Genomic DNA, 17,286 nt, shown 5'->3' on the forward strand with positions numbered 1-17,286 from the left:
AAAATTAGCCTGACTGGATTCTCACCCTGTAATTCTTGCATACTCCGTTCCAGTCGCCCCCGACATCCCCTCCACGGAGGTCCCCCGTGCTCGCCGAGCGTTGCCTCGCCATCATGGCTGGCGTCGCCTTGTTACTGGCCCAACCCGTCTCTGCCCAAGAGGCGGCGGTTTGTGCGCCTGTCGCGAAGGTCCGCCCCGAACGACATTTGAGGCAGTTGACGCTTGACCTGCTGGGTCGACCTCCCACCTGGGAGGAGTACAAGGCGGTCCAGGCGAAGGGGGCGGTGTCGCAAGAAGACATCCGCGCGATGCTGGGCACCGAGGCCTTCTACACGCGCGTGCGCAACTTCCACCGCGCGCTCTTGCGCTCGAACATCAGCGCCAGCGTCTTCAACAACGGCAACTCGCGGCTGGGAGGCAACGGCACCACCGCCCCGTTCGGCTTCGCGAACAACCCCACCGTGTCGCTGCGTGGAACCAACAACCAGACGTGCAACGCTGAAATCGAGCAGAGCGCGTGCCAGGCGACGACGCAGGACCCGCACATCTTCGACGAGTTCCCGGTGCCGGGGCGCAAGTGCCATGACGACATGGGCGTGCCCATGCCGGTCAGCTTCGACTACGACACCAACTTCTACACGTGCACGGAGTTGGGCGCCGCGACGGGGAACGTGGCGACGGACTGCTCCGAGCTGAAGGTAGCCCCCACGGACGCGAACAAGTGGCCCCGCTACCGCTACTTCTGTGACAAGCGCCAGGTGAGCGGTGTCACCAAGTCCTATCTGTGCCTGCCGGACAAGACCAAGAGCACCACAGCCGCGCTGTCGAAGGAGGTCGAGGACGCCAACAAGTACGTGGTGTCCTTCGACCACCCGGACCCCGCATCGAAGCCCGCACTCACGACGCTGAAGCGCTGCACGCTGGACCTGAACCTGAACAACAACATCCGGGGCTCCTACGTCTCCTCCTCGCGGGGCTGCATCCAGCGCGAGGGCTACGTGACGAAGCCCGCGGGTTATTGGGCGCCTCCGGGCGCGCCGACGACCGTGAAGGTGTGCGCCATCGAGGCCCAGGAGCGGGACTTCAACCCCTGGACGCGCGACTCGTGTGAGACGGCCCGCTTCGTCAATGACCGCAGCTGCGGGTGCGGCGTGGGCATGCGCCGCTGCGAGGTCCCCAACATCGGCACGGTGGCGACGGACCCGCTGTACGTGCGCAACGTGCATGACCTGCGCGTGGCCGCCATCAACGAGGAGCCGCTGCGCATCGCCGAGTCGGTCGTCCGCCTGGACGAGCCCTACTACAACATCCTCACCACGCGCCGCTCCTACGTGAACGGCACGCTGGCGGAGTACTTCCGGCAGCGCCAGGGCGTGGGCGTCTTCAGCATCACCGCCCCCGCGCCGGTGGAGGCCATCCCCGCGGTTCCGTACAACGACAACACCACGTGGAAGGAATACATCCGCGACGAGGCGCACTCCGGGGTCCTCACGACGCCGTCGTTCCTCTACCGCTTCCCCACGCACCGCGCCCGCGTCGCCGAGTTCTACGAGGCCTTCCTCTGCAAGACCTTCGTGCCCGGCCCGGAGGCGTCCCTGCCCGCGCCCGAGGATGCGTGCAACCGCGAGAACAACCTGGCCAGGCGCTGCGGCTGCAACTACTGCCACGCCACCATCGAGCCCACGGGCGCGCACTGGGGCCGCTACGCCGAGCGCGCCGCGCAGTTCCTGCCGCCCACGCAGTTCCCCCGGTTCGACCCGAAGTGCCGCGACTGCGCCATCAACGGCGACACCAACTGCGGCGGCGAGTGTAGCCAGTACATCATGCAGGCGTACGACGGCGACGGCGCCAGCAGCCTGGGCCTGCTCAAGACGTACCTGTACCGCACGTCCGACGAGGAGCAGAACATCGAGGCGGGCCCGCGGCTCCTGGTGGAGCGCATGTACCAGTCGGGTGAGCTGGAGCGCTGCACGGTGAAGCGCGTCTGGAACGAGTTCCTCGGCCGGCCGATGACGGCGGAGGAGCAGCGCATGTACCTGGCCCCGCTCGCCAGCGACTTCGCCAAGAGCGGCCATCGCTTCAAGACGCTCGTGGAGCGCGTGGTGTCCACCGACGCCTACCGGAGGATTGACTGATGCGCCGCCTGCTCTTGACCGCCGCGCTCGTCGTCCTGAGCGCCGGCTGCAGCAAGTCCGAGGAAGCGAAGTCCGGCCCCACGCAGGACGGGACGCTCGAGCCGGTGGCCAACCCCCACCAGCCCGGGGACTTCGAGCCGCTGCCGGACCCGGAAGCCCAGGGTGGCAGCGTGGGCCGCGCGCCGCGCCGGCTCACCGTCGCGCAGCTCGACGCCGCCATTCAGGAAGCCGTGGGCCGCCGCTGGGGCGGAAGTGACGGCATCGATGCTCGCGCCACGTCGCTGGGCCGCGCTGACTTCGCGCTGGTGGCCAGCGAGAACACCGAGCCGAACCTGGTGTTCGCCAAGTTCCTGGAGGACGGCGCGCGTGTCGTGTGTATCGGCCAGGCCGCGGACGAGGTGAAGCTGACGGACGCGTCCAAGCGGACGCTGTCCCGCACGCTCCCTGGCACATGGGATGACCTGCGCAAGCTGTCGAGTGCGCAGGTCAATGAGTTCCTGGTCTACAACTCGTTGCGCTTCTGGGGTGCTCCTCTGGAGGGCGAGGAACTGACGAAGTGGGCCCGTTTCTTCACCCAGGCGGCTGCCCGGGCGGAGACGGCCAAGCGGCGGTCGGATGTGTTGGCGGTGATGTGCATCGCCATGCTGACCGATTCGCGGTTCATCACCTACTGAAGCGCGGAGTGACTCCGATGAAGAAGAATCGCCTCGACGAGAATCACCGTCCAGAGCGCCGCACCTTCCTCAAGGCCGCGGCGGGATTCATGGGCTCCACGCTGTTCGGTGGCGTGCCCTTCCGTGCCTTCGCGCAGGCGGCCACGCTGGCGCCGGCCGACCGTTGCTTCGTCTTCGTGTACTTCAACGGCGGCTGGGACCAGCTGCTCGCCTTCGACCCGAAGGACCCGGATGAGTTCACCCCGGACCGCGCGGCCGAGACGCGCATCCTCCCGGGCTACAACCTCATCAACGACCCGGCGCGCTTCTCCACGATTCCCCTGCGCCCGGAGCTGCCGGGCGTGGGTCGCTCCAACATCGACTTCGGTCCCGCGGTGGGTCGCCTGGCGAACCACTTCGACCTGATGACGGTGGTGCGCGGCATCAACATGAACACGCTGGGCCACGAGGTGGGCTACCGCTACTTCCTCACCGGGAAGATGCCCATCGGCAGCGCGGCGCGTGGCTCCTCCACGGCGACGGAAATCGTGGGGCAGATGAAGCCCCGCGTGCCCATCTCCAACATCGCCTTCAACGTGGAGTCGTACAACGACCGCTACCCCGGCTACGCCAACGCCCTGCGCGTCAGCCGCAAGGATGACCTGCTGCTCACGCTCAAGCCCAGCTCGCAGCTGCTGGACAGCGACATCGAGAAGCAGCTCACCGACTTCCGCGGTCAGCCCATCACCTGCGAGCAGGCCGCCTACGGCGCGCGCGGCGTGGGCACCACGTACCAGAACAGCCGCGACCAGATGCACCAGGTGATGGCGCAGCAGATGGAGTCGTCGTTCCGCTTCGAGGCGAACAACGAGGAGATGGAGGAGGTCCGCCGCCGCTACGGGCTGGACCAGGGCGGGCGCTACGACACCGAGGCGGGCCGCGCCGCGATGGTGGCCACCGCGCTCAAGAAGGGCATCGCCCAGTGTGTCACCATCAACCTCACGGGCGGCCTGGACACGCACTTCGGCTCGCAGCTCGTCCATGCCTCCAACCAGCGCCGAGGCTTCGACGCGCTCGCCAGCCTGGTGGACGACCTGCGCAAGTCCGACCACCCGAGCGGCGGGAAGTTCATGGACCACACCACCATCATGGTGTTCTCCGAGTTCTCCCGCACGCCGCTCATCAACAGCGCCGGCGGCCGCGACCACCACCTGTGCAACTCCTGCATGATCATGGGCGCGGGCGTGAAGCACAACTACGTCTTCGGCCGCAGCGGTGACATCGGCATGTCGCCGGGCACGTTCGACCTGCGCAACGGCGCGTCGGACCCCAACGGCGAGAACATCTTCCCCGAGCACGTCATCGCCACGGTGTTGGCGTCGGCGGGCCTGGACTACAGCATCACCCGCGTGGAGCCCCTCCGTCCCATCCTCGCCTGAATCGCATGAGCACCCATCCCCGAGCCCCCCGTAGGACCGACGGGGGGCGGCGTGCCTCCCTCGTCTTCCTCCTCCCCCTCTGCGCCGCCGTCGTCCTCTCCGCGTGCGGCGATGACTCGCTTCCGCTGGACCGGCCTCGGCCCACCTCCTTCCGGCCCACCGAGGTCCGGGCGAAGACGACGTTGGCGTCCGCGCCGGGCTTCGCGGACCAGTCCGGTGGCGGCATCTTCGCCAACACGGCGGGCGGCGTGGTGCGTCTGCGATTGGACGGCTCGCTCGCCGCGCTGGCGCCACACCCTGGCAACAGCGCCGCGCTGGGCCGGGTGAACGCCGTCTTCCGGATGGGGCCTCACAGCGCGCTGGTGGAGGCGGAGAACGGCCTCTTCCTCGCGGAGTCGGGGTGGCTCATCTCCCCGCCGTGGCGCGACGCGCTGGGCCTGGGCATCACCGCCACCACGCAGTCCGCGGATGGCGCGGTGTGGCTGGCGCATCCCACGGGGCTCTTCCAGCTGCGCGGTGGCGCGCTCTCCGCGCTGAAGGTGAAGGGCGAGGCGCTCACCGGCATCACCGCGCTGGCCGCGGCGCCCACGGAGGATGGGTCCGCCGGGGTGTGGTTCCTGCGCGACGGGAAGCTGAACGTCGCGGTGGCCACCAGCCTGATGAACTTCGAGGTGCACGAGGAGCGGCCGCCCCTGGAGAAGGGCGAGGTGGTGGAGTCCCTGGCGGGTCTGGGCGCGGGCGTGGGCACGGCGGGGGAGCTGTGGCTGCTCACCAACCAGGGCTTGCTGCGCAGGCCGCGCGAGGGCTGGCGGCGGGTGTCCTTGCCGCAGCGGCCCGTGCAGCTGCTCGCGTCGGGGCGCTTCCTGTGGGTGAAGTCGAGCGACGCGCTGCTGCTGTTCGACGCGGACTCCGACGAGTGGGGGCTCGCGCAGGGCCTGGACACGCGGGAGTTCCGCTTCCTGTCCGCGGACGAGAGCGGCTGTGCGTGGGTGCAGGTGGGGGGCGAGACGGTGGCGGTGAGCCGCGCTCCGGCGCCGCGCGTGTCGGGACTCCACCAGGGCATGCAGGTGGTGGAGGACGGGTTGGTCGTGCGCGCGGTGATGCCGCCCGGCGTGGACCCGGAGGAGGTGGTGTTCCAGGTGGGCGGCGCGGAGTTCCCCGCCAGCGGCGAGGGCCCCGTGTACAGCCTGGGAGGCCAGGAGGCGGACGGCACGCCGAAGCCGTACTCCTTCGTGGGCCTGCCCTCGGGACGCCAGTCGTTGAGCGTGGTGGCGCGCTTCCTGGATGGCACGGAGGCCCGGCGCCGGGTGCCCTTCGACTACCAGCCGGTGAGCACCGTGGCGCTGAGCTGGGCGACGGACATCCGCCCCATCCACCTGGCGCGCTGTGAGAAGTGCCACGCCACCGGCCCGGGCCGCACGCTGAACACCTACGAGCTGTGGCGGGAGAACGCGACGCTCATCACCGCCGCGGTGAGAGACCAGCGCATGCCCGCCGACGGACCCTTGGACTCGCAGCTCACCTCCCTCATCCAGCGCTGGGCCGCGTCCGGCGCGAAGCCCTGACCGAGTCACGTCCATGAATCGAATCGTTCGCGCGGCCCCCCTCCTCGCGCTCCTCGCCGGCGCCTGCTCGGATGAGCTGGACCCGGCGCGTGAAGTCCCCCTGCCGCCTCCCGTGGACCAGTGCACGGGGCTGCCTCCGGTCGCCCTGCGCGCCGAGCCCGTCCGCGTGCGCGTGGGCAACCCCGTGGCGCTGGTGGCCTCCGGAGGCAGCGGCCAGTACCGCTACGTGCTCCAGGAGGGAGGCTCGTCCGGAGAGCTGCGCGCGGACCGCTTCGTCGCGGGACACACGCCGGGCAGGGACACGCTGGTGGTGGAGGATGCGCGCTGCCCCGGGGACGCGCGCGTCACGGTGGAGGTGCTGGCGCCCTTCGACATCGCTCCGGCTCGCGCGGACGTGCGGCCCCAGACGACCTTCCAGGTGGCGGCGCGGGGCCTGCTGGGACCGGCGACGTTCAGCCTGACGCAGAGTGGCTCCGGCGCCACGCTCTCTCCGGAGGGCCGCTACACGGCGGGCACCGGCGAGGGCCTGGACCTCATCACCGTGCGCGACTCGCAGACGGGGGACGAGGCGGTGCTCCAGTACAACGTGAGCCGGACGGCGCGGCTCGCCGGAGCGCCCGCGTACCTCGCGGTGCCGTCGGGCTCCTCCGTGCCGCTGGGCACGCGCGGTGGCAGCGACGCGGTGGTGTGGACGAAGGTGTCGGGGCCCGGGACGCTCGCGCCCGGACGCATCGGCTTCCAGCCCGGGGACACGGGCGTGGCCGTGCTGGAGGCGGCGGACCCGTTCACCGGGGACAAGGCGGCGGTGACGGTGGTGGTGATGGACGAGCTGACGCGGCCGACGCAGGCGCACGGCCGGCTCAGCGATGTGGCCTCGCTGGTGACGGCGGACTTCGACGGCGACGGCATCCAGGACCTCGCGGTGGGACAGCGCGAGAGCGACATGGGCGCGCCGGTGAGCGGCGGGGCCGTGTTCATCTACAAGGGCGGCAGCGGCGGACTGGATGCGAAGCCGCTGTGGGTGCTCGAGGGGACCACCGAGTCCGCGTTCTTCGGTGAGGTGCTGGCCGCGGGGGACCTGGACGGTGATGGCCGCGCGGAGCTGGTGGTGTCCTCGCCCGGCGCCGACGTCGCCATCAACAACGCCGGCGCGGTGTATCTGTATACGTTCAAGGGCGGCTCGCCCGCGCCGCTGCGCTCGCCGCTCGCCGGACTGCTGGCCAGCTCCGCGTTCGGCGCGGGCCTGTCCGTGGCGGACGTGAATGGGGACGGACGGATGGACCTGGTGGTGGGGACTCCCGCGGGGGACCTGGCGCCCACCAGCGCCATCCGCGCGCGCGGCACGGTGGACATCTACCTGTCGACGCCCAGCGCGCCCGTGCCGGACCTGCCCAGCATCCGCCTGGGAGGCTCGGACCTCTCGCGTGAGGGGGCCCCCATGGCGCGCTCGAGCACGGACCTGGGGCGCGCGCTGGTGGCGGCGGACTTCAACAAGGACGGGCGCCTGGATATCGCGGCGCTCAGCCGGGTGAGTCGCTACGCGGCGGACGGCAGCATCCCGGGGATGCAGGTGACCATCTCCGTCTTCTTCGCGCGCGCCGAGGGACAGCGCTTCCGCGCGACGCCGGATGTCTATGTGCTGCCCGCCAACCTGGCGGACGCGAACGAGGGGACGTGGCGTCTGTCCTCCGTCGCGGGTGACGGGACGCGGCCCCCGCTGTTGATGGCGGTGGCGGACCGCGCGGACTCGCCGGACCTGAGCACCAGTGGCGGCGTGAAGTCCGGTGGAGACGCGGGCGGGGTGCTGCTGTTCGACCTGAGCGGCTTCACGCCCACGGGGGACCCGGTGGCCACGCCTCCCCAGGTGAAGCGCGAGGAGGCCTTCGCGCGCATCTATGGCGATGCGTCCGGCATCGTCGCGGGGCGCAGCTTCGCGGTGCTGGACGTGGACGGCGCTCCGGGGCCGGAGCTGCTGCTGGGCGCGCCGTACGCCGCGCCGCCCGCTCCGGGCAACACGACGCTGCGCTTCGGCGGCAAGGTGCTGGTGTACCCGCTGGCGACGCTGACGAAGGGCGCCCTCATCAACAAGCCGCTGACGGCGCTCAACGGCGTGGCGAAGTCGGAGACGCTGGGCGCGGGGCTCGCGGCGTGGCGCTTCTCGGATGGGGAGTCGCTGGCGGTCGTCGCGGGCCGCGCCTCCACGGACCAGGGTGTCTTCACCGGCCGGGTGGAGCTGTTCCGCAGGGCGGGCGCGTCGCTGGCGGAGTGGACGCGCAGCACCTCCAACGTCCCGGCGATGCCCAGCACGGAGCTGGTGGGCAACCAGGTGGCCGTGGCGGTGGGGCCTCGCGGGAGCGTGGCGCTGCTGGGCGCGCAGGGGTGGTCCGGTCCAGGCGTCAACGCGGATGGCGACGCGATGGGCATTGGCCGCGCCTATGTGCGCGACGTGGCCCGAGGCGCGACGGCCCTGGTGGTGGAGGAGGGTGCCCCCACTCCGCACAAGGCGGGGCGCATGGTGGGCACGGACGTGGCCTTCACGGACTTCAACGGGGACGGCATCCCGGACACCGCCGTGGGCGCGCAGACCTTCTTCGCACCCGCCAGCAACAGCGCGGAGATTGCCGCGACCTACCACACGAACCGCGCGGAGTGCTTCACCACCGGGACGCAGACCGTGGGCGGCGTGTTGGTCTCGCTGGGACAGGCGGACGGCACGTACAAGCCCGCCTACCGGCTGTGGGCGCCCAACCAAATCACGGGCTGCGTGCCGGACACGGACGCGCGCTGCAAGCGCACGAACATGGGCCGCGGAGTCGTGGGCGGCTTCGACTTCAACGGCGACGGGAAGGAAGACCTGGGCGTGCTGCGCGACCGGGGCATGGAGGTCTTCCTGGGCCGCGCGCCGGATGACGCGTCGCTCTCGAAGCTCACCCTGGGGTGCAACCCCGTCTACTCGTGGCCCTCCATCGGCCTCAACACCTTCGCCCCCACGAACCTGGGAGACATCAACGCGGATGGCTGCGCCGACCTGGCGTGGCGGTACGCGGAAGGGGCCCGCTCCGGCGTGGCCATCCTCCTGGGCTACGACGCGGGAGGCGCCAAGTGCGGTGGACGCACGACGCCCACCGTGTGGCGCATCGCGGGAGACAGCGAGGCGCAGCTCAACAACATGGGCCTGGGCGTGGCCATCGCCCGCGCGGGCAAGCTCATGCGCAACCCCAACGGCACCGGGGACACGCGCGACTTCCTCGCCGTCAGCGCCAGCGCCGTCGTCTTCAACAGCGTCACGCAGCCCGTGGTGCTCCTCTTCGACCTGGCGCAGCTGCGCACGGTGATGGCCAACAAGCAGACCGACAGCCTGCCCCTCGTCGCGGGGGCCCTGGGCGACGGGCTCACCCCCGTGGTGGTGGTGCACCAGACGCGCGCGGTGTTCTTCGGCTCCTCGCTGGCGGGGAACCTGGACCTGTCGGGCGATGGCGTGGAGGACCTGGTCGTCGGCGCGTATGGCGCTTCGGTGGCCTCGGATGGCGGCGGCGCCGTGTTCATCTACGCGGGCACTCCCAACATGGGAGGCGCGCTGTCGCCCTTCCTCACCGTGGCGGGGGATGTCTCGGAGCGCAGCCAGGTGGGGATGGAAGTCGCGGTAACCCCTGGAAAGGGAGGAACACCTCCAACGCTGGTGATTGGCGCGCCGGCGAGCTACCGGACGGGGACGCGGAACGGGACGGCGTACGTGCTGCCGCTGCGCTTCTAGCGAAACTCGCGGGGGGCCATTGGGAACGGCGGATGTCGGGCCTATCCTGGGCCCGGCCTCACCGTGGGAGTTTCATGGCAAGGGATTGGGAGCAGGAGTGGAGCCACGGCGAGCAGCGCGCGTGGCTGGACGCACCGGATATCCTCTGCGCCCGTTTCCGAGGCGCCATCACCGAGGACACCTCGCGCTGGTCCTGTGGCCTCTACGAGACGCTCGCGGCGCGAGGGCGCTTCTACCTGGCGGCCGACATCGCCGAGTCGCAGCTCAGCCCGGAGTCGCGCCGCTACCTGGTGACCCACGCGAAGGCGGAGTGGTTCCTGGGCATCGTCTACATCGGCGCGGCGCTGGAGCAGAAGGCCACCACCAAGAGCTTGATGGTGGGCTCCATGCTGGGCGGCGGCCGGCCGCTGGACGTGCGCTACGCGGACTCGCTCGAGGAGGCTCGCGCGTGGATTGCCGGCCACCGCGCGAAGTCCTCCGAGCGCTGACCCGCGCTTCAGCTCGGAGCGCTCCGTGGGGGCTTGGGCGCGCCCTGCTGCGGCAGCTTGTTGGCCAGCGCCGCGCCTCCCAGGATGAGCGCGCCGCCCACGACGAGTGACAGCGTGAAGGGCTCGTCGAGGAACACGACGCCCAGCACCACCGCCACCAGCGTGTCGAGCAGCGCCATGGCGCCCAGCGCCGTGAGCGAGATGCGCGGCAGGAGCCAGTAGAGACACAGGTACGTGAAGGCCGTGCCGAACACCGCGAGGTAGAAGACGGCGCCCATCGCGCGAGGCGTCCACTGCGCGGCGGAGTGCGGCTCCAGCAGGAACGACAGGGCCACCAGCGGCACCGCGCTGCTGAGCGACTGGCCGAAGACGAGCGTCCGCGGCGGCACGTTCGTCATGAAGCGTTTGATGAGCACGTTGGCCACCGCGATGATGGCCACGGACAGGAGCGCCAGCCCCACGCCCAGCAGCACCTTGCCGGAGAGCGCCAGTCCCTGGAGGTTGGAGGACTGGAGGATCACCACGCCCCCGACGCCCATGCCCGCCGCCAGCAGCTTGCCCGGCGTCAGCGGCTGGTCCGGCAGCAGCACGCGGCCCACGAACAGGAGCCACACGGGGAAGGTGGAGAACAGCAGCGCCGCCCAGCTGGAGGGAATCCACTGCTGCGCGAAGAAGAGCAGCCCGAAGGGGAAGGCGAGCTGGAGCATGCCCAGCCCCGCGATGCGCTTCGCGGTGCGCGCGTCCAAATGTCCCTTCAGCTGGGTGAAGGGCAGCATCACCAGCGCGGTGAGCAGCAGGCGCGAGCCCAGGAAGCGCAGCGGAGGCAGGTCCTCGAGCCCCACCTTCACCACGGACCACGTGGAGCCCCACAAGAGGAAGCAGGTGCAGTAGGCGAGGGCAATCTTCAGGGGACTGGCGGTCTTCACGGGGGTGCCAGTCGCGGTGGCGGAATCCATGCGGGCGTCGCCATAACATCCGCCTCGAGGCCATGCACGGTGCGTTGCACGCGGGAGGCGGCCGGCCGGGCGTCAACCCGGCAGCCGCTGTGGGTTCTTCCGTGCGGGCGCGAACAGGTCCCCCACGGCGTCCAGGCGCGCGCGCAGCGTGCGGAGGTTGAAGCGCGAGGGGTCCAGGGTCGGACTCACCTCGCTCCAGCGCAGGGGCGCCGAGAAGGTCGCGGGCTCGCGCGCTCGGAGGGAGTAGGGCGCCACCACCGTCTTGCCCCGCGCGTTCTGTCCCGCGTCCAGGTAGAGCCGCCCGTGACGCGCGCGCACCTCGCGGACCGTGGTGGCGCGTGTCCCCAGCCGGCGCTCGAGTTCCTTCGCCAGGGCATTGGCGTGGGCCCGTACCCGCGCGTAGGTGTGGCCCGGGGCCAGCGGCACCAGGACATGCAGCCCGCGCTTGCCGGAGGTCTTGGGGAAGCCCTCCAGGCCCTGCTGCTCCAGAAGCTCCCGCAGCGCGAGCGCCGCCGCGACGACGTCCGGCCAGCCTCCGTCACCCGGGTCCAGGTCCATGACGAGGAAGTCCGGCCGCGAGAGCTGGGGGGCTCGGCTCAGCCACATGTGCAGCGTGAGCGCGGATTGGTTGGCGAGCCAGAGCAGGGGCTCCTCGCCCGTCACATTCACGTGCCGCAGCGTCTTGTGCACATGGCGCACGCTCAGGAACGGGAGCCAGGCGGGCATGCCCGACAGCGAGTGGCGGAAGAAGCCGGGGGCCTCGATTCCCCGGGGCCACTGCTGCACGGCGATGGGCCTGTCCTCGAGGACGGGGACGAGCAGCGGCGCCACGTCGCGGTAGTACGCGAAGACGTCCGCCTTCGTCAGTCCGCTCCCGGGGAAGAGGACGCGGTCTGCGTGCGTGAGCTTCGCGCGCCCTGGACGTGGGGCGGAGGACTCGGGCGACGCGGTGCGCGCGGCGGGGGCCCTGGGGGCGCGGCGCTCGCCGGTGGCGGGTGCGGGCTGGGGAGCGCGGCGTGGGGGCCGCTGGCGCCGGTCGGTGTGGAGTCGTGGGTCGGGGCGTTTCACGGGCCAACGGTTGGCATCCCGCGAGGCCATCGCAATGTCATGAGGTGAGCGTGAGGGCATGCCCGAGGGCGCGAGGTCTCGTCCGCTCGCCCGCCGGAAGGGCGACCGGTCCAGGGCCTCGCGGGGCGGGTTGGACTTCGAGGGGAGGCTTCTCACATTGCATGCGTCCCTGGTGCGGAGGAAGTCGACATGGCCGAGAAGTCCGAGGTGGCACGGCTGCGCAGCCTGGCGCAGCTCGACGCGGACGCGGTGGGGGCCTACGACACGGCGCTCTCCCGCATCCCGGAGCCGTTGGTCCGAGAGCGGTTGGGCGAGTTTCGCGCCGACCACCTGCGCCATGTGCGGGAGCTCAATGCCTTCATCCACCTCTTCGGCGGCGTGCCGCTGGAGCTGCGGCCGGACCTGAAGGGCGCGGCGATGAAGGGGCTGACCGCGATGTCCTGCATGATGGGCACCGAGGCGGCGCTGGTCGCGATGATGGGCAACGAGGAGTTCTCCAACCGGGCCTATGACCTGGCGCTGCGCTTCGACTGGAGCCCGGATGTCCAGGGACTCATCGAGCGCCACCGCGAGGACGAGCGGCGTCACATCCTGTGGATTCGTGAGGCGGTCCGGACCCGGCCCTGGGAGAAGGAGCGGGCCTCCGTGGGTGAGGAGGGCTCCGAAGTCCAGGCCTGAGCCGCGCGCAGATATATCCAGGGAGCCCTGTCGTTCTAGCCTCACGACATGGGTTGCCTGGAGGCGGCATGAAGCGGTGGGTCATACTCGCGGCGATGGCGGTTGTAGCAACGGGCTGTGCGACGTTGCGCAGCGACCTGGAGATTCCGGACCGGGAGGCCATCTACGACCGGCCCCTCGACGAGATGTGGCCGGAGGTCCGGGAGTTCTTCACGCGCAATGAGCTGCCGTTCCGCGAGGACCGGGGCAGCATGGTGCTGGAGACGGAGTGGCGGCAGGAGTTCGGCGGCTCGAAGATCGCCGGCTTCTTCCATCGCTACATGGTCGTGGGGCGGCGGGAGACGCCGACCGCGAGCAAGCTCCAGATCTTCCGCATCACCAAGAGCCTGAACAAGGCGATGTCCATCGCTGGCAAGGAGCTGGACTGGGGCACCTCGCGCACCCTGTTCGCGGGAGCGGGGAGCGCCGGTGGCGGCAGTGGAGCGCAGGAGACCAGCCCCGAGGACTGGGAGGAGGTCATCGCGGCGCCGCGTGGCGAGAACTCCTTCTTCGCGGAGTCGGGCCAGGGCCAGCGGGACCTGGTGATGGAGTGGCGGGTGTTCCGCGACGTGTCGCCTCGGCTGGCGAAGGAGGAGAGCGCGCCGAAGCCGGTGAGGGTGGCCAAGGCGCCGTCGGCGACGAGCGCGCCGTCCCAGATGGCGATGGAGTGTGGCCTGCCCATCCTGGGATTGGGCAAGCAGGCGAAGCCTGGCGCGGTGCTGCTGTTGGGCGAGCTGCACGGCACCGAGGAGGTTCCTCGCTTCGTGGCCCAGTCCGCGTGTCAGGCCGTGGTGGCGGGAATCCCGGTGACGGTGGGACTGGAGCTGCCGCTGGAGAACCAGACGCGCGTGGATGCCTTCCTGGAGAGCGCGGGGGCGGAGCAGGACTGGCTGAAGCTGATGGAGTCACCGTTCTGGCGCAGCCCGTATCCGGATGGCCGCGGCAGCGAGGCGATGGCGAACCTGATGGAGCAACTGCGGCTGCTGCGCTCGCGCGGGCTGGACGTGGAGGTCTTCGTGTTCGACCACCCGAAGGCGAACGGGCAGGAGCGCGAGAACGCGATGGCGGCGACGGTGGTGCACCAGGTGGAGTCGTCCCCCACGCGCTTCCACATGATTCTCTCCGGCAACATCCACTCTCGGACGAAGAAGGGGCTGCCCTGGGATGAGCAGCGCAAGCCGATGGGGTACCTGGTCAGCGAGAAGCTGGATGACGTGGTGGCGCTGGACATGGCGTATGACAGCGGCACGGCGTGGATCTGCTCGGTGGACGGCAAGGGCATTCGCGACAGGCTGGACTGCGGGGTGCGGGACACCAAGGGCCGCAACAACGGCGACCGGTACTTCATGCACCTCTGGGGTTCTGCGAACGCGGAGGGCTACCACGGGGTCTTCTACGTGGGGCCGGTGAAGGCCTCGGAGCCCGCGGTGCATCGAGGACTGGGGCGACCCGGCGCCAACGACAACTCCGTGCATCCCGCGAGCGACGAGGCGCGCAGGATGGCCTCGGTGCGTGACGATATGTCGGGAAGTTCCCTTCGTTCTGGCGTCCTGCGGTGAGTCTCCTGGAGGTGGCATGATGCGATGGTCTGTCCTCGCGGTTCTGGCGGGTGCATTCGTGGTGACCGGCTGCGCGACCTGGCGCAGCGACCTGGAGATTCCGGACCGGGAGGCCATCTACGAGCAGCCCCTCGAGATGGTGTGGCCGGAGGTCCGGGAGTTCTTCACGCGCAATGAGCTGCCGTTCCGCGAGGACCGGGGCAGCATGGTGCTGGAGACGGAGTGGCGGCAGGAGTTCGGCGGCTCGCGCATCGCGGGCTTCTTCCACCGGTACATGGTGGTGGGGCGCCGCGAGACGCCGACGTCGTGCAAGCTGCAGATCTTCCGCATCACCAAGAGCACTGGCAGGACGCTGTCCGCCCCCGGCAGCGAACTGGGCTGGGGCCAGACGGCGGGAAGGACCGAGGGCCTCTCTCCGGAGGACGATGGCAACTTCGGTGCCCCTCAGGGAGAGGTCGCCGTCGCCGCGGGGTCGGGCCAGACGCAGCGAGACATGGTGATGGAGTGGCGGGTGTTCCGCGACGTGGACTCTCGGATGGCGAAGGACGAGAGCGCGCCGAAGCCGGTGAAGGTGGCCCGTGCCGCGAAGGCGACGAGCGCGCCTTCTCAGATGGCGGTGGAGTGTGGCCTGCCCATCCTGGGCCTGGGCAAGCAAGCGAAGCCCGGCGCGGTGATGTTGCTGGGGGAGCTGCACGGCACGCGCGAGGTCCCGCGCTTCGTGGCCCAGTCCGCGTGTCAGGCCCTGGTGGCCGGTGTTCCGGTGACAGTGGGGCTGGAGCTGCCGCTGGAGAACCAGACGCGCGTGGATGCCTTCCTGGAGAGCCCGGGGACCGATGACGACTGGCTGAAGCTGATGGAGTCGCCGTTCTGGCGCAGCCCGTATCCGGATGGCCGTGGCAGCGAGGGCATGGCGAACCTGCTGGAGCAGCTGCGCCTGCTGCGCGCGCTGGGGCTGGATGTGGAGGTCTTCGTGTTCGACCACCCGAAGGCGAACGGGCAGGAGCGCGAGGACGCGATGGCGGCGACGGTGGTCCACCAGGTGGAGTCGTCGCCCACGCGCTTCCACCTGATTCTCTCCGGCAACGTCCACTCGCGGACGAAGAAGGGGCTGCCCTGGGACCCGGAGCGCAAGCCGATGGGCTACCTGGTCAAAGACAGGCTGGACGACGTGGTGGCGCTGGACATGGCGTACGACAGCGGCACGGCGTGGATCTGCTCGGTGGACAGCAAGGGCGTCCAGGACAAGCTGGACTGCGGGGTGCGGGACACCAAGGGGCGCAACAACGGCGAGCGGTACTTCGTGCACCTCTGGGAGTCGACGAACGGGGAGGGCTACCAGGGCGTCTTCTACGTCGGCCCGGTGAATGCGTCCTTGCCGGCGGTCCAGCGAGGGCTGGGGCGGCCTGGGTCGAACGACAACTCGGCGCACCCCGCTCGGGAGGGGGAGAAGTCGCTGGCGTCGACGCGGTGACAGCAGGGACGGGCGGGCTGTGTCGAGGCTGCTGCGAGACTCGGCCCGCTGACGTACGCTGCCGCGCGTGAGCGACACGACTGTCTACCAGCCGGACTTCCTGTACGAGGGAGGCCGGCTCCTCGAAGGGCGCCCCCTGGCCGTGGGCGCCGATGGCCGAATCCTCCCTGCGTCGTCCGTGCCCGCCGGAGCGAGCGTCGTGCGCCTGCCGGGCCGGGTGCTCCTGCCGGGCCTGGTCAATGGCCACTCGCATGCCTTCCAGCGGCTCATCCGCGGGCGCACGGAGTACGTGGCCTCCGGGCGCGAGGCGGATGACTTCTGGAGCTGGCGCGAGGCGATGTACCGCGCCGCCGAGTCGCTGGGGCCCGAGGACCTCTACGTCGCCTCCCGGCAGGTCTTCGTGGAGATGGCCCTGGCGGGCATCACCACGGTGGGCGAGTTCCACTACGTGCACCACCAGCAGGAGGGCACGCCGTACGCGGACCGCAACGCGCTGGCGCACGCGGTCATCCGGGCCGCTCGCGACGCGGGCCTGCGCATCTGCCTGTTGCGCGTGGGCTATGCGCGCGCGGGCTTCCAGGTGGCGCCGAATCCGCGTCAGCGCCGCTTCATCGACCCGGACGTGGACACGTTCCTCGCCTCCGCGGAGTCGCTGGCCCGCGAGGTGCGAGGCGACTCGGCGGTGAGCGTGGGCCTGGCGCCGCACAGCGTCCGCGCGGTGACGAAGGAGTGGCTGAAGGTCATCGCGGGCGTGCGTGGCTTCCCCGTGCACATGCACGTGGCGGAGCAGCCGAAGGAAATCGAGGCATGTCTGGCGGAGCATGGCCGGCGCCCGGTGGAGCTGTTGTCGGACCTGGGGCTCCTGCGTCCGGACTTCACCGCCGTGCACGGCGTCCACCTGACGGAGGAGGAGGTGTCCATGCTGGGCACCGGCCGCGCGACGGTGTGCGCGTGCCCGTCCACCGAGCGGAACCTGGGAGATGGCATCGTCCCGGCGGACGCGCTGGTGAGGGCGGGCGCGGGCATCAGCCTGGGCTCGGACAGCCAGGCGCATGTGGACCTGCTGGACGAGGCGCGTCAGCTGGAGGGGCACCTGCGGCTGTCACGCCTGCGGCGCGCGGTGCTGGACCCGGGCGGGGGCGAGGTGTCGGGGCTGGGGGCTCGGCTGCTCGGCATGGCGACCGTGGAGGGGGCTCGCAGCCTGGGGCTGTCCACGGGGGCGCTCGAGCCGGGGGCACCGGCGGACTTCTTCACGGTGGACGTGGGGCATCCGTCGCTCGTGGGGGCGAGCCCGTCGTCGCTCCTGGCCTCCATCGTCCTGGGCGCGGAGAAGTCGGCGGTGCGCGAGGTGGCGGTGGATGGACGGCTGGTGGTGCGAGACGGGCGCCATCCGCTCGCGGAGGAGAGCGGGCGCGCGTTCCAGACGCTCGCGCGTGCGCTGTACCCGTGAAAGGACAGGGGGCTGGCGCGGGGCGCCGCGC

Annotated in this window: 12 protein-coding genes; 10 read left to right on the forward strand and 2 right to left on the reverse strand. The window is 70.6% G+C overall.

What is annotated here, in order from left to right; translation table 11 throughout:
* Positions 1–86: 86 nt before the first annotated feature.
* The 6 genes from MYSTI_RS05230 (at position 87) to MYSTI_RS05255 (ending at position 10,034) form a co-directional block, all read left to right on the forward strand.
* Complete coding sequence (locus MYSTI_RS05230) at positions 87–2,135, forward strand: hypothetical protein (protein ID WP_015346662.1); 2,049 nt, start codon at positions 87–89, stop codon at positions 2,133–2,135.
* Positions 2,135–2,809 (forward strand): lipoprotein, encoded by a 675-nt coding sequence (locus tag MYSTI_RS05235; protein WP_015346663.1) that lies wholly within the window; start codon positions 2,135–2,137, stop codon positions 2,807–2,809. The genes MYSTI_RS05230 and MYSTI_RS05235 overlap by 1 nt, the downstream gene beginning before the upstream one ends.
* Before the next feature lie 17 nt (positions 2,810–2,826).
* Positions 2,827–4,227 (forward strand): DUF1501 domain-containing protein, encoded by a 1,401-nt coding sequence (locus MYSTI_RS05240; protein ID WP_015346664.1) that lies wholly within the window; start codon positions 2,827–2,829, stop codon positions 4,225–4,227.
* A 5-nt stretch (positions 4,228–4,232) separates the two neighbouring features.
* Positions 4,233–5,792, forward strand: coding sequence for a hypothetical protein (locus MYSTI_RS05245; protein ID WP_015346665.1), 1,560 nt, complete (start codon positions 4,233–4,235; stop codon positions 5,790–5,792).
* Positions 5,793–5,805: 13 nt separating this feature from the next.
* Positions 5,806–9,546: a VCBS repeat-containing protein gene (locus MYSTI_RS05250; protein ID WP_015346666.1), complete on the forward strand. Its 3,741-nt coding sequence runs from the start codon at positions 5,806–5,808 to the stop codon at positions 9,544–9,546.
* 74 nt (positions 9,547–9,620) lie between these two features.
* Entirely contained in the window at positions 9,621–10,034 is a 414-nt protein-coding gene (locus MYSTI_RS05255; RefSeq protein ID WP_015346667.1) for a hypothetical protein, read from the forward strand.
* Between the two features lie 8 nt (positions 10,035–10,042).
* On the opposite strand, the gene MYSTI_RS05260 is transcribed toward MYSTI_RS05255, so the two are convergent.
* Entirely contained in the window at positions 10,043–10,990 is a 948-nt protein-coding gene (locus MYSTI_RS05260) for a DMT family transporter (protein ID WP_015346668.1), read from the reverse strand.
* Positions 10,991–11,062: 72 nt separating this feature from the next.
* Positions 11,063–12,058: a non-homologous end-joining DNA ligase gene (ligD, locus tag MYSTI_RS05265; protein ID WP_233278175.1), complete on the reverse strand. Its 996-nt coding sequence runs from the start codon at positions 12,056–12,058 to the stop codon at positions 11,063–11,065.
* 189 nt (positions 12,059–12,247) lie between these two features.
* Here ligD and MYSTI_RS05270 point away from each other — a divergent pair, with 189 nt between their 5' ends.
* The 4 genes from MYSTI_RS05270 (at position 12,248) to hutF (ending at position 17,255) form a co-directional block, all read left to right on the forward strand.
* Complete coding sequence (locus MYSTI_RS05270) at positions 12,248–12,736, forward strand: DUF2383 domain-containing protein (protein ID WP_015346670.1); 489 nt, start codon at positions 12,248–12,250, stop codon at positions 12,734–12,736.
* A 68-nt stretch (positions 12,737–12,804) separates the two neighbouring features.
* Complete coding sequence (locus tag MYSTI_RS05275; protein ID WP_015346671.1) at positions 12,805–14,334, forward strand: lipoprotein; 1,530 nt, start codon at positions 12,805–12,807, stop codon at positions 14,332–14,334.
* Positions 14,335–14,353: 19 nt separating this feature from the next.
* On the forward strand, positions 14,354–15,805 hold the full coding sequence (locus MYSTI_RS05280; RefSeq protein WP_044283086.1) for a hypothetical protein: 1,452 nt from the start codon (positions 14,354–14,356) through the stop codon (positions 15,803–15,805).
* 67 nt (positions 15,806–15,872) lie between these two features.
* On the forward strand, positions 15,873–17,255 hold the full coding sequence (hutF, locus tag MYSTI_RS05285; RefSeq protein ID WP_015346673.1) for a formimidoylglutamate deiminase: 1,383 nt from the start codon (positions 15,873–15,875) through the stop codon (positions 17,253–17,255).
* The last annotated feature ends 31 nt before the right edge of the window (positions 17,256–17,286 follow it).

Origin of the sequence: Myxococcus stipitatus DSM 14675 (assembly GCF_000331735.1) — a bacterium.
In the GTDB taxonomy this organism is placed as follows: Bacteria; Myxococcota; Myxococcia; order Myxococcales; family Myxococcaceae; genus Myxococcus; species Myxococcus stipitatus.